The sequence below is a fragment of the Actinoplanes lutulentus genome, from assembly GCF_003259845.1.
Taxonomy (GTDB): Bacteria; Actinomycetota; Actinomycetes; order Mycobacteriales; family Micromonosporaceae; genus Actinoplanes; species Actinoplanes lutulentus.
In genome coordinates this window covers 1-12,866 of record NZ_QLMJ01000001.1, presented here as the reverse complement: position 1 = coordinate 12,866, position 12,866 = coordinate 1, and the positions used below count along the sequence as shown (strand labels likewise).

The 12,866-nt window shown below is 70.4% G+C and carries 9 protein-coding genes; 7 read left to right on the top strand and 2 right to left on the bottom strand.

Annotated elements, in window-relative coordinates; all coding sequences use genetic code 11:
- Positions 1–80 precede the first annotated feature (80 nt).
- Positions 81–2,351, top strand: coding sequence for an MMPL family transporter (locus B0I29_RS00045; protein ID WP_111646713.1), 2,271 nt, complete (start codon positions 81–83; stop codon positions 2,349–2,351).
- 4 nt (positions 2,352–2,355) lie between these two features.
- Here the strand turns inward: B0I29_RS00045 and B0I29_RS00040 are convergent, their stop codons facing one another.
- Positions 2,356–3,339 (bottom strand): enoyl-CoA hydratase/isomerase family protein, encoded by a 984-nt coding sequence (locus tag B0I29_RS00040; protein ID WP_146616658.1) that lies wholly within the window; start codon positions 3,337–3,339, stop codon positions 2,356–2,358.
- An 81-nt stretch (positions 3,340–3,420) separates the two neighbouring features.
- On the opposite strand from B0I29_RS00040, the gene B0I29_RS00035 reads away from it, so the two are divergent.
- On the top strand, positions 3,421–6,126 hold the full coding sequence (locus B0I29_RS00035) for a helix-turn-helix transcriptional regulator (protein WP_181557619.1): 2,706 nt from the start codon (positions 3,421–3,423) through the stop codon (positions 6,124–6,126).
- Between the two features lie 37 nt (positions 6,127–6,163).
- Here the strand turns inward: B0I29_RS00035 and B0I29_RS00030 are convergent, their stop codons facing one another.
- Positions 6,164–7,666 (bottom strand): FAD-binding oxidoreductase, encoded by a 1,503-nt coding sequence (locus B0I29_RS00030; protein ID WP_111646710.1) that lies wholly within the window; start codon positions 7,664–7,666, stop codon positions 6,164–6,166.
- A gap of 193 nt (positions 7,667–7,859) precedes the next feature.
- Between B0I29_RS00030 and B0I29_RS00025 the strand changes: the two genes are divergently transcribed.
- From B0I29_RS00025 to B0I29_RS00005, 5 genes are all read left to right on the top strand, one after another.
- The gene (locus B0I29_RS00025; RefSeq protein ID WP_111646709.1) at positions 7,860–8,183 is read left to right on the top strand and encodes a winged helix-turn-helix transcriptional regulator; all 324 of its coding nucleotides are present in this window, start codon (positions 7,860–7,862) and stop codon (positions 8,181–8,183) included.
- Positions 8,184–8,249: 66 nt separating this feature from the next.
- On the top strand, positions 8,250–9,854 hold the full coding sequence (locus B0I29_RS00020; RefSeq protein ID WP_111646708.1) for a thiamine pyrophosphate-binding protein: 1,605 nt from the start codon (positions 8,250–8,252) through the stop codon (positions 9,852–9,854).
- Between the two features lie 39 nt (positions 9,855–9,893).
- Positions 9,894–11,225 (top strand): amidohydrolase family protein, encoded by a 1,332-nt coding sequence (locus B0I29_RS00015; protein ID WP_111646707.1) that lies wholly within the window; start codon positions 9,894–9,896, stop codon positions 11,223–11,225.
- A gap of 102 nt (positions 11,226–11,327) precedes the next feature.
- A complete protein-coding gene (locus B0I29_RS00010) occupies positions 11,328–12,554 on the top strand; it encodes an MFS transporter (protein ID WP_111646706.1) in 1,227 nt (408 codons plus the stop codon).
- Positions 12,555–12,557: 3 nt separating this feature from the next.
- On the top strand, positions 12,558–12,866 hold a 309-nt coding region (locus B0I29_RS00005), incomplete at its 3' end, for an NmrA family NAD(P)-binding protein (protein WP_181557618.1).

Below are 12,866 nucleotides of genomic sequence, written 5' to 3'. Positions count from 1 at the left end.
GTGCTGTCGATGCCCTGTTGACCATGGCCTGGTCGACTGCCGGTTGGCCTGGAGCATCCCTTCACCGAGGAGAACACCCGATGTCGCGATTCCTGCACCGTCTCGGTTCGGTGTGCGCCGCCCACCCGTGGCGAACGCTGACGCTGTGGATCGGGTTCCTAGCGGTGGCGCTGGGCCTGGCTGGAGCATTTGGCGGTGACACCCGCTCCAGCTATGACGTGCCGGGCACCTCGTCACAGGCCGGCACCGACCTGCTGCGTGAGCGTTTCGCCGCGGTGTCCGGCACCGAGGCCCGGGTCGTCCTGCACGACACCAGCGGCGTCCGCCTCGATCGCGGTCTGGTCGAGGAGGTCCGTCAACGGGTTGGCGAGGTGACAGACGTCGGTGCTGTCGGTGAGCCGCGGATGTCCGCCGACGGCGACACGGCTCTGATCGAGGTGCGCTACCTCAAGCCGGTCACCGATCTCGGTCCGAGCGCCGTCGACGACCTGCTGGCGGCCACCAGCGCCGCCGGGGCCACCGGAATTCAGGTCGAGCTCGCCGGGCAGGTGCCCGAACAGGAGACCGCCTCCGGCTCGGTGGCCGAGGCGGTCGGCCTGGTGGCCGCCCTGGTCATCCTGGTGATCGCGTTCGGATCGGTGATCGCGGCCGGCTTGCCGATTCTGGCGGCGCTGGTCGGGCTGGGCGTCGGCGGCTCCGGGGTTATCCTGCTGGCCGCCGTTGCCGAGGTGAGCTCCACCGCCCCGACGGCCGCGGCCATGATCGGGCTCGGTGTGGGTATCGACTATGCCCTGCTGCTGGTGACCCGGCATGTCGAGGGACTTCGTGAGGGCCTGTCCCCGGTGGAGGCGGCGGCCCGCGCCACCGCCACCGCTGGGCGCTCGATCCTGGTGGCCGGCGCCACCGTCCTGGTCTCGCTGTCCGGGTTGCTCTTCGCCGGGCTGTCCAGTTTCTATTCGTACGGCTACACCACGGCGATCATCGTCGCCACCGTCATGCTGACCGCTGTCACGCTGGTTCCGGCGTTGTCGGCGGCGGCCGGGAACCGGCTGTTCGGCCGCCGGCAGCGGCGGGAGATCGCCGCCCGGCAGTCGGCAGGCGAGCTCACCCCGGCCGGGAACGCGGGCGTTCAGCGGCCGACGCTCACTGCCCGGTGGGCGCAGCGGGTCGGCCGCCGGCCGGTGCCCTGGGCGATGGGTGCGCTGGTGTTCATGCTGCTGCTCGGTGCGCCTGCGCTGGCCATGCGTACCTGGCCGCAGGACGCCGGCAGCCAGCCCGCGTCGGAAACGGTCCGGCGGGCGTACGACCTGATCGCGCAGGAGTTCGGGCCGGGCGCGTACGCCCCGATGCTGATCGCCGTCGACCTGCGAAAGGTACCGGCGGACAACCTGCCGGCTCTGGTGGAGAGCGTCCGGGAGCTGCCGGATGTCGCCCGGGTGGCTCAGCCGGTCCTGTCACCGGACGGCAGCGCCGCGGCGATTAGCGTTCAGGCGGCATTCGCGCCCAGTGATGAACGCTCCGACGACCTGGTCGACGAGCTGCGGGGCAGGGTGTTGCCCGACGGAGCCGAGGTCACCGGTGTCACCGCGGTTTTCGTCGACATCGCGGATCTGCTGGGTGAACGGCTGTGGCTGGTGGTCGCCGTCGTGGTGGGGCTGTCCCTGCTTCTGCTGATCATCGTGTTCCGCAGCATTCTGGTGCCGCTGAAGGCGGCTTTCGTCAACCTGCTCAGTGTCGCCGCGGCCTACGGTGTTCTGACCGTCGTCTTCCAGTGGGGCTGGGGGAGCGGTCTGCTCGGGCTCGACCGTCCGGTGCCGGTCTCCAGCTGGGTACCGGTGCTGCTGTTCACGGCTCTGTTCGGTCTGTCGATGGACTACGAGGTCTTCCTGCTCTCCCGGATCCGCGAGTACTGGCTGGCCGACGGGGACGCCGGCGCCAGCGTGGTCCGGGGGCTGGCCGCGACCGGCCGGGTCATCACCAGCGCAGCTTTGATCATGGTGGTGGTATTCGCCGGTTTCGCCGCCGACACGGACATCGTCGTCAAGATGCTCGGGCTCGGTATGGCCACCGCGGTGGCTGTGGACGCCACGGTGATCCGGATGATCCTGGTGCCGGCGTCGATGGCGATGTTCGGCAAGGCCAACTGGTGGCTGCCGGCCTGGCTCGACCGGATCCTGCCGGACATCGACCTGGAAGGATCCGAACCCGCCACGCAGACGCCGTCCGCCGCCGGGCCGGTGACTGGGGCACTGGCTGCTGAGGCACCGCCTGCTGACGGGCCGGCCACCGAGGCGCTGGCCGGCCCGCAGCCGGTGACGGTGGCCGGCAAGTCGCCGTGGACGATGGGCTAGCCGGTCACGGCGGCGGCTGATGGAAGTCGACGGCGGTGCCGTCGCGCCACGGCCCGGGTGAGGTCAGGAAGACCGAGTCGCCGTCCGGCTGCCGCATCGCCAGCCACCGGCGCAACGCCGCCCGGGTGCCGGGCGTCGGAACGCCGGTGAGCTGGGCGATGCCTTCGCGTTTGAGGACGGCCCGCGCCCCGAGCGTGTACGCCTGGTTGATGATGCGTTTCTGGGCCGCTACCGCGGACGAGGGCCGGCGCGCGTATCGGGCCGCGGTGCGGGCCGCCTCCTCCAGCAGGTCCTGCTGCGGCACCACCCGCTGCACCAACCCGGCCGCCTGTGCTTCGGCAGCCGAGTACGCGCGTGCCTCCAGCATCATCTCCAGCGCGCGGGCCGGCCCGACCAGGTGGGTGAACCGCTGCGCGCCGACCGTGGTGGTCAGGCCGACGGAGAGTTCCGGCACGATGAACGTGGCGGTCTCGGCGGCGATCCGCATATCGCAGAAGACGCTCATCTCTAGGCCACCGCCGCCGCACGGGCCGTCGATGGCGGCGATCCAGAGAGCCCGGGACCGGGCGATCCCCAGCACCAGCTGATGAAAGCGGCTGATGGCCAGCACTCCGGCCAGCCGGGACCGTTCGACGATTCGTTCGGCACCGCACGCGGACAATGCCCGCACGGCAGCGAGCAGCGCCCGGGCCGCGGGCCGGGGCAACGACGGCGCGGCCTCGGCCGCGGCGAGCAGGTCCGCGATGTCGAAATGAGTGATGAATCGGCCGGTGACGGCACCGGTCAGCACCACCACGCCGATGCTCGTGTCGGCGTCGACGGCCCGGACGACCCGCAGCAGATCCTGTTGCATGGTGGTGGTCATGAAATTGTGCGGCGGCGCGTCGACACCGACGGTGAGCACCCGGCCATTCCGGGACAGCCGTAACGTTCGCAGAGGCGGAGATGCCGGGTCCAGCGAGTTCAGGTTCAGAGATTCCAGAGTCACGGGACAACGCTCAGTGGCCGAGATCAACGAGGTGTCGACGATCCGATGACGCCGGCCGGCCGCGACGTAGGATGCCCGATCATGGCACCACTGATCGGCCGGGAATCCGAGATCGCTGTGCTTTCCGAGGCGCTCGGCAGAGCGAAGGCCGGCGCCGGCGGAGGGCTTCTCCTGGTCGGCGACGCCGGAGTGGGCAAGTCGGCCCTGCTGGATGTGGTGGTGGCCCGCGCGCGTGCCGCGGGTGTACGGGTGCTCAGCTGTGCGGGCAGCCCGGCGACGGCGGACTGGGCGTTCTCCGGCCTGCGGCAACTGCTGACACCCGTTCTGGACGGCGCGGGCGCCCTGCTGCCCACGACCAGGACGATTCTGATGGCGGCGCTGGACGACGGCGACGCCGACGGCGTCTCCGTGCAGCGCGTGGCGCTGGGCGTGCTCCAGTTGCTGTCCGACGCGGGTCAGCAGACGTCAATCCTGATGACGGTGGACGATGTGCAATGGCTCGATCGGGACACCTCCAGGGTGCTCGCCTTCGTGGCCCGCCGTCTCGCGGACGATGCGGTGCTGCTGGTGGGCGCCGCCCGCGCCGATGAGATGGCGGACAGCCCGCTCGCCGCGGCGCACCTGTCGCAACTGGCAGTCCTGCCGCTGGCCCGCCGGGCCGCCGAAGCACTGCTCGACAGCCGGGCACCGGGTATGCCCGCGCTGGTCAGGGAGCGGCTGCTGGCCGCCGCGATCGGTAATCCGCTGGCCTTGACCGAACTGGCGGGCGAAACCGACCTGAGTGGTCCGGCGTTGCCGCTGACCGATCGGCTGGAGGCGACCTTCGGTGCCAAGGCCCGGTCGCTCCCCGAACCGGCCGGCATGGTCGCCGTGGTCGCCGCGGTCAACGACTCGGACGAGGTGGCCGAGGCGCTCGCGGCGGCGGGTGAGCTGCTCGTCCGTTCGGTGACGCTGGCTGATCTGGCGCCGGCGGAGCAGGCCGGACTGATGTGGGTTTTCGCCGGGCGACTGAGGTTCCGGCATCCGTTGATGCGTGCCGCGGTCGAACGAGCGGTCAGCCCCGATCTGCGCCAGGCCGTTCATGCGGGCCTTGCCCGATCGATCAGCGGGGACGCCGACCGCCGGTTGTGGCACGCGGCGCTGGCGACCGCGACACCGGACGAGTCGATCGCGGTCGAGCTGGAAGGCATGGCCAGGCGCAGGGCCAACCGTGGTGGCCTGAGCACGGCCGCGGTGGTGCTGGAACGGGCGGCGCGGCTGAGCCCGGATCCGCGCGCCGCTGCGCGCCGTCGCATCGCGGCCATCTTCGCCTACAACGATTCGGGTCCGCTACAGGCGATTCGCCGCTTGGCCGGCGAAGTGGACCTGGAACTGCTCGATCCCATGCAGGCCGCGATCGTGACGATCACCCTGGACGGGATGGCGGCCGATCGCTGGGCCGGGCCGGCCGGCCGGATCCGCCAGGCGGAACTGGTGTTGCGCCACGGTGCGGACGACCCGGCCCAGGCGGTCGAGCTTCTCCTGATCTCTTTTCTTCTCGGCTGGTGGGCCAACTTCGGCGATGCCGAGCGCGACCTGCTGGGCCGCGCCGTCGACTCGCTGACACTGCCCGAGGACGAGCCACGCCGACTGGTCCTGGAGGCCTTCAGCCAGCCGGATGAGCGCGGCGCCGGCATCCGCCACCGGCTGTCGTCATGGCCGGCTGAGGATGTGAGCGGCGCGGACCGCGGCAACCTGGGTCAGGCAGCGATCGCCGTCGGGGCGATCCCGCAAGCGGTGGCATACCTCACGGCGGCATCCGCGGATCTGCGCGCGACCAGCGACTTCGCGGACCTGGTCAGCATCCTGACCTCGCAGGCATGGGGGTGTGTCCTGCTGGCCCAGCACGAGGCGGCGAGCGACGCGGTCGAGGAGGCCATGCGGGTCGCCGGCGAGTTCGTCTTTCCCCGGATGGTGGTCACCGCGGTTCTTGCCGGTGCGATGGTCACGGCTCGCCAGGGTGAGACGCAGGTCGCCACCGGTATCGCGGCGCATGCCGATGCCGCGCTGGCCGGCGCCGGCGCTTATTCGCTGCTGTCCATGGTGCAGCTCGTGCGGGGCACCGCGGCCCTGGCGGACGGTGACCCCGCGGCGGCGTTCGACGCGCTGATCGACGTGTGCCGGCCGGACGGGCGGGCGTATCAGCAGAACGCGCGAGCGTGGGCGCTGACGGATCTGATGGACGCGGCGGCGATGTCCGGACGGCTCGACGAGGTGCGGCCGGTGCACGCCGAGCTGACCGAGCTGGCGCACCGCACCGGTTCACCGCAGCTGCTCGTCGCGGTTGCCGCATCCGCGCCGCTGCTGGCCGACGGCGACCACGCCGGCGCGGCCTTCGCAGCGGCGTTCAACGCCGGCATCGAGGCGTGGCCGTGGCAGCGGGGGTCGCTGTTGATGGCCTACGGGCGCTGGTTGCGGCGGCAGCGGCGCCGGGCGGAATCCCGCGAGCCGCTTCGCTCGGCGTACGAGTTCTACCAGGCGGCCGGCGCGCCGGCTTGGGCCGAGCGGGCCGCGGTGGAGTTGCGAGCATCCGGGGAGAGTCTGGTCAGCAGGCCGCGTCCGGCGACCAGTGAGCTGAGTTCGCAGGAGCTGCGGATCGCCACGCTGGCGGCGCAGGGACTGACGAACCGAGAGATCGGGGAGCGGTTGTTCATGTCGCACCGCACCGTACGCAACACGCTTTACCGGATCTTCCCGAAGCTCGGTGTCTCCGCCCGCGACGAGCTGGCGCAGGCGCTCGCCAAGTAGGAGGTGCCGGTGCCCTGGCCGGCACCGGCACCGGTCGTCACGCCGGCGGGATGTTGTGGTTCAGGCGGAAGAGGTTGGCGGGATCCACGCGCCGCTTCAGCTTGCGCAGCCGCCGGTACACCTCAGGCCGGTACGCGTGCCGTACCGCATCCACCGACGCGTCGTCGACGTTCATGAAGTTGAGGTACATGCCGCCGGTGCTCCAGGGCCGCAGCCGGCGGATGATGTTCTCCTCCGCGGCACGCGTCGCCGCCGCCTGCTCCGGTCCGGCGACCCCGGCCATGAACAGGGTGAACGCGGCGTCGCGCTGCGAGACCGCGCTCGGCTGCCGCGGGGAGCGAGCCAGGGCCCCGCCGAGGTGCCGGACCTCGACCAGGCTGATCGGGAACGGCGCCTTCGGCCCCGCGACGGCCAGCAGCGCGTCGACGGTGTCGGCGTTCAGCTCGCGCAGCAGAGCGGTCCGCTCGTACACCGGCGCCGGGTCGACCGGGTCGGCATGGATCACCGGGAAAGCCGCGTACGGCTGCGACGCCACCGCGTCGATGATCGGCGTCGCCACCTGCCGCAACGGGTGAACCAGGGACGCGCCGACCTCGGGCCGTCCCACGTACGCGATCCGCAGGCTTGCCACCAGCTTGCCGCGCAGCGGCGGCGGGAACGCCTCGAGGTCCGGGACACGCAGCAGCCCGACCGACGACGACATCGCCTCGGGAACCGTGCGGACCCACTTGCGGTACGCATGCAGCAGCCGCCCCGCGTCCTCGCCGGCGAACAGGATGGCGCCACCGTAGAACGACGTCACCGGGAACAGGTCGAACTCGATCGCGGTGACCAGACCGAAGTTGCTCTTGCCGCCGCGCAGGCCGAAGAACAACTCCGGGTCGGACTTCGCGGTCACCATGCGCAGCCGCCCGTCCGCGGTCACCACCTCGATGCTGCGCACGTGATCGGCGGCGTACCCGTACTTGCGGCCCAGCGTCGGGCTCAGCCCACCACCGAGCGTGTAGCCGACAACGCCGACGATCGGGGTGGAGCCGTTGAGCGGAGCCAGCCCCGCCGGAACCGACTTGTCGACGACGTGCTGCCACAGCGCACCCGCCTGCGCCCGGGCGACCCGCCGCCGCGCGTCGACGGTCACCGCGCTCATCGACCGGGTGGTGACCAGCACCGCGTCCGGGCCGATCGGAACCGACGGCTGGTGACCGGTCGCCAGCACTGCGATCGGCGCGCACCGCGAGGCCGCGTACCGGACCGCGATCTGGACGTCACGGGCGTTGGCGGCTGCAATGATCAGGCCCGGCTTCGGGGTCTGGACCAGGTTGTAGGTCTTGACCTCGGCTGCGTACCCGGGATCGCCGGGCAGCAACGCTTTGCCCGTGAGACCCGGCGGCCGGCGGAATCCGCCGGCCGCGCCGCGCGGACCGGCCACGGCCGGCCCACCCGCGGCGACAACGCCGAGAACACTGCTGGCGCCCACCGCGGTGCCGTAGCCCAGGATCGTGCGCCGGTCGATTCCTGAGGACTCTTCGACCTCGTGCATGCTGCGACTTCCCTTCCATACGATGGTGTCCGCCCCAGTGCAACCGTCCGGCATGGACGTCAGGTCAACGTTTTGTTGGTGCCGCCGGGGACAGCACCCGGCATGGATCGGTCGTCAACGAGATGTCGACATCGCCGAGGTTCAATCCCGGTGCCCGCGACACCGGCGGGCACCGGGCGAGGAAGGACCGACCATGCGAACCACCAGCTCAGTACTGGAGTTGATCACCAGCCGGTGGGTGGTGCAGATCCTGCTGGCACTCGACGGACGCCGTCACCGCCGGTTCACCGAACTGCACAAGCAGATACCAGGCATCGGCCCCTCCATGCTGTCGAGCCGACTGCGCGAACTCGAGCGCCGAGGCCTGGTGACCCGCTCCTACCACGCCGAGATACCACCGCGCACCGAATACGACCTGACCGAACTCGGCGACTCGCTGCTACCCGCACTCAACGCCCTGCAGGACTGGGCGCAGCGGCACGGTGATGACGTGAGATGGCCGTCATCGTTCTGTTGACACTGCGTCGATGAGTGAGCGGTTCGCTTCTTCCACGGCCTGACGACGGCCGGAGGAGGAACAACGATGAAGCTGCATGCGGCCCTGGCTCGCGCCCTGGCCGACTACGACGTCGACACCATGTTCGGCCTCATCGGTGACGCCAACATGTTCATGGTCCACAGCTTCGTGCACGACACCGGTGGGCAATACGTCGCCGCCGCCCACGAGTCCGGCGCGATGTTCATGGGCTTCGGCTACGCGAATGTGTCGCGGCGCCTGGCGGTGGTGACGGTCACCCACGGCCCCGCTCTGACCAACACGCTCACCGGCCTGGTCGAAGCGGTCCGCGGCCGGGTGCCGCTGCTGCTGATCGCCGGCGACACGGCGACCGGTAGCCGCACCAACATTCAGGACATCGCCCAGCGTGATGTCGTGGTGCCCACCGGCGCCGGATTCGAACAAGCCGCCACCGCGCAGAGCACCCTGGCCGACCTGGCCGTGGCCGTGCGCCGCGCCGTGCTCGAACGCCGGCCGGTCGTGTTCAACATTCCGGCCGAGTTCATGTGGGCGGAGGTGGAATATCGGCACGTCGCGCTGAATCTGCCGGACATCCAAACCCCGCAACCCGACCCCACTGCGATTCGGTACGCGGCCGCGCGGATCGCCACGGCGAGCAGGCCCGTCATCCTGGCCGGTCGTGGGGCGCTCGCCGCCCGTCAGCAGCTGCTGACGCTGGCCGAGCGGATCGGTGCTCCGGTCGCGACCACGCTCAAGGCCAAGGAGCTGTTTCGTGGCGAGCCGTTCGATCTCGGTATCGCCGGTGGACTGGCCGATCCGGGCTCCCGGGAGATTCTCGGCGAGGCTGATCTGGTCATCGCGGTCGGTGCCGGTCTGAACGCGTACACGACGGGCAACGGCAGTCTGCTGACCGGCCGGCAGGTGGTGGTGGTCGACACCGACCCGCAGGCCACGGCGGTCGGGGTCGACGCCTCGGTGACCGGTGATGCGGCAGTGGTCGCCGACGCCCTGATCGTCGCGCTGGACGTGATCGGCGCACCGTCGAGCGGTTTTCAGGCCGACGTGACCAAGCGCAAGATCACCTTGCCGGAGCCTGCTGTCGTCACCACCGCGCCCGGCACTGTCGACGCCGAGACCGCTCTGCGGGCTCTGGACGACATCCTGCCGCTGTCGCGCATCGTGGTCAGTGACGGCGGCCGGTTCATGATGACCTCGCTGCGCCATATCCGGGTGACCGATCCCCGCGCGTTCGTCTTCCCGGAGAACTTCGGGTCGATCGGCACCGGCATGGGTGCCGCCATCGGTGCTGCCGCGGTTCGCCGCCCGGCCCCGGTGGTGCTGGTCTGCGGTGACGGCGGGTTCATGCACGGCGGTATCACCGAGTTCGGCACCGCGGTGCGGGAGGGCCTCGACATCATCGTCGTGGTCTGCAACGACGGTGGCTACGGTGCCGAGCACGTCCAGCTCGCCGACCGCGGCCTCGACCCGGCCATCTCACTGTTCGCCTGGCCCGACCTGGTCACCGTCGCCGAGGCCTTGGGCGGCACCGGTGTGACCGTCCGCGACCTCGACGACCTGCCGCTGGTCGACAAGGTCATCGCCGCCCGGTCCGGGCCTCTGCTGGTCGACCTTCGGCTCGACGTCTGGCAGATGGCTCCGATGACGCACTGATCTGCAAACCCCTTCATCGGTACGAAGAAAGGCACGCTCATGTCTCGCAAACTCATTCGTGGTGGTCACGTCCTGTCGATCGACCCGGCGATCGGGGAGATCGCCGGCGGTGACGTCCTGATCGACGGCGGCCGGATCGTCGAGGTCGGTACCGGCATCGATGCGCCGGACGCTGAGATCGTCGACGCCACCGGCATGATCGTCATGCCCGGTCTGATCGACACTCACCGGCACACCTGGCAGGGCGGCTTCGCGCAGGCCGCCGCGGACTGGACGCTCAACGACTACTTCGCCGGCATCATCGGTCGTCTCTCGCCGGTCTTCACGCCGGGCGATGTCCGCGACGGCACCTACTACGGTGCGCTCGACGCGCTCGACAGCGGTGTGACCACGCTGTTCGACTGGGCGCACATCATGAACACCCCGGAGCACGCGGACGCCTCGGTGGAGGCGCTGTCCGCCTCCGGGATCCGCGCGGTCTTCGGGCACAGCATCCCCACCTCGGACCCGTCGTGGTACTACGCCAGCGAGCGGCCGCACCCAGTCGATGCCCGCCGGCTGGCCTCGCAGTACTTCAGCTCCACCGACCAGCTGCTCACCCTGGCGCTGGCGATCCGTGGTCCGGAGATGTCCACGATCGCCACGACCGCCAACGACATCGCCCTGGCCCGCGAGCTGGGCGTGCGGTCGTCGCTGCACGTGGGTATCGGCCTGCTCGCTCAGGCTCGGGCGATCACTCAGATGCACGAGAGCGGCCTGCTCGGCCCGGACCTGATCTTCCTGCACGCCAACTCGTCGACCGACGACGAGCTGAAGATGCTGGCCGACAGCGGCGGCAACGCCTCGGTGTCGGCGCGGGTCGAGATGATGATGGGTCACGGCACCCCGGCCACCGGCCGGCTGCTGGCTGTCGGTATCCGGCCGGCGCTGTCGCTCGACGTGACCGCCGGTGTGCCCAGCACCCTGTTCGGCGAGATGCGTGCGGTCCTCGAGGCCGAGCGCAACGTGCAGTACCAGCAGCAACTGGACCTCGGCGCCGCGCCGGAGAGCGTGCCGCTGACGAGCCGGCAGGCGATCGAGTTCGCCACCATCGAGGGCGCTCGCACGCTCGGCCTCGACGACCGGGTCGGGTCGCTGACTCCGGGCAAGCGCGCCGACGTGATCCTGGTGAACCCGGCCTCCTCGCCGTTGCGGATCACCCCGGACCCGGCGGTGGCGGTGCTGTTCGCCGACAGCCGCGACGTGGACACCGTGCTTATCGACGGCGAGTTCCGCAAGCGCGGCGGCGTGCTGGTCGGCGTCGACGCGGGCGGCGCCCGCGACCGCGCGGTTGCCTCCCGTGACCGGGTGCTGGCGGCCGCCGGGTCCTGATATCGCGGAACGCGATCGAGCCCAGCCGCAGGTCAGGGGTGCGGTAGGCCGGATGAGAACGACGCTTGACGAGTCAACGATGTACTTGTCTGAGGAGTTCTGATGTCCGGCACTACCCTGGCCCTCACCGTTCCGGCGGTGAGGGCCGGCCACCGCGGCGACGGTTTCTGGCCGGTCGCGTACGCGTTCGCGGTCATGATGGCCTTCTCCGCGGCGCCTACCCCGCTTTCCGTGCTCTACCAGCAGCGTGACGGTTTCGGCCTGTCCACGGCGACGGTCGTGTTCGCCTCCTATGGCGTCGGGGTCGTGCTGGGCGTCTTCACCGCCGGTCATGTCTCCGACTGGCTGGGGCGTCGCCGGGTGCTGCGGTGGGCGTTGATCGCGGCGATGGCCGCTGGTGTGCTGTTTCTGATGCCCGGTCTCGGCAGCCTGCTCGCCGGCCGGATCCTGTCCGGCGCCGGCGTAGGGCTGCTCACGGCCACCGCCACGGCGTATCTCATGGAGTTGCACCTGGCGCGGCATCCGGGAACGGATCGCCGGCGGGCCGCGATGGCCGCCACCATCGCCAACGTCGGCGGCGCCGGCCTGGGCCCGCTGATCAGTGGTGTGCTCGCCGAATACGCGCCGGGCCCTTTGGTCGTACCGTATCTGGTCTTTGAATTGCTTTTGGCTCTTGCCGTGGCCGGCACGTTTCTGGCGCCGGAGACGGTCGCGCCGCGTGCGTTTCGCTGGCGTCCGCAGCGGGCGTCGGTGCCGCCGGGCCACGGCAACCGGTACGCGGCCGCCGGGATGATCGCGTTCACGTCCGTTGCGGTCTTCGGCCTGTTCACGTCGCTGACCCCGGGCATTCTGCGCCGGGCGCTCGATCAGCATTCGCTTGCCGTGGCAGGCGTGGTCACCTTCGGTGTCTTTGCGGCCGGGGTGGCGGGGCAGCTGACGATGGCCCGGCACAGCCAGGCGGTTCAGCTGCGTACCGGCAGCGGTGTGCTGATCGCTGGTCTGGGGGCGCTGGTCGCCGGCGTGTGGCTGCCCAGCGTTGGTGTCTTCCTTGCCGGTGGACTGCTCAGCGGCGCTGGCGCCGGTGTGGCGTTGCAGGGTGCGGTGGCGACCGCCGCGGCCCTGGCCGCACCTGGGTTGCGCGGCGAGTCCCTCGCCGGTCTTTTCCTGGTCGGCTATCTGGGCCTGACCGTGCCGGTCCTGGGTCTCGGTCTTGCCGCACAGCGCCTGGACATACGGATGTCCGTCCTGAACGTCGCCGTGAGTCTGGCAGTCCTGCTAGTGGTCGCGGTTCTGCAGCTACGCAAGCCCACATCGGAAAATCAGGAGTAGGAAATGAGTGAGAAAAAGGTTATCGCGGTCGTCGGAGCTACCGGTTCTCAGGGTGGCGGTCTTGTCCGGGCGATCCTGGACGACCCCGACGGCGGTTTCACGGTCCGGGCGCTGACCCGCAACACCACGTCGGTGAAGGCGCAGGAGCTGGTCAAGCTCGGCGCGGAGGTGGTGCAGGCCGACAACTACGACGAGCAGAGCCTGACGGCGGCGTTCGCCGGGGCCTACGGCGCTTACCTGGTGACGGACTTCTGGGCGCACATGTCCGCGGAGAAGGAGCTCCAGGAGGCCACCAACCTGGTCAACGCGGCG

Coding starts and splice junctions, on each gene's coding strand:
- B0I29_RS00045 (WP_111646713.1), top strand. CDS start 81: ATGTCGCGATTCCTGCACCGTCTCGGTTCGGTGTGCGCCGCCCACCCG.
- B0I29_RS00035 (WP_181557619.1), top strand. CDS start 3,421: ATGGCACCACTGATCGGCCGGGAATCCGAGATCGCTGTGCTTTCCGAG.
- B0I29_RS00030 (WP_111646710.1), bottom strand. CDS start 7,666: ATGCACGAGGTCGAAGAGTCCTCAGGAATCGACCGGCGCACGATCCTG.
- B0I29_RS00025 (WP_111646709.1), top strand. CDS start 7,860: ATGCGAACCACCAGCTCAGTACTGGAGTTGATCACCAGCCGGTGGGTG.
- B0I29_RS00020 (WP_111646708.1), top strand. CDS start 8,250: ATGAAGCTGCATGCGGCCCTGGCTCGCGCCCTGGCCGACTACGACGTC.
- B0I29_RS00015 (WP_111646707.1), top strand. CDS start 9,894: ATGTCTCGCAAACTCATTCGTGGTGGTCACGTCCTGTCGATCGACCCG.
- B0I29_RS00010 (WP_111646706.1), top strand. CDS start 11,328: ATGTCCGGCACTACCCTGGCCCTCACCGTTCCGGCGGTGAGGGCCGGC.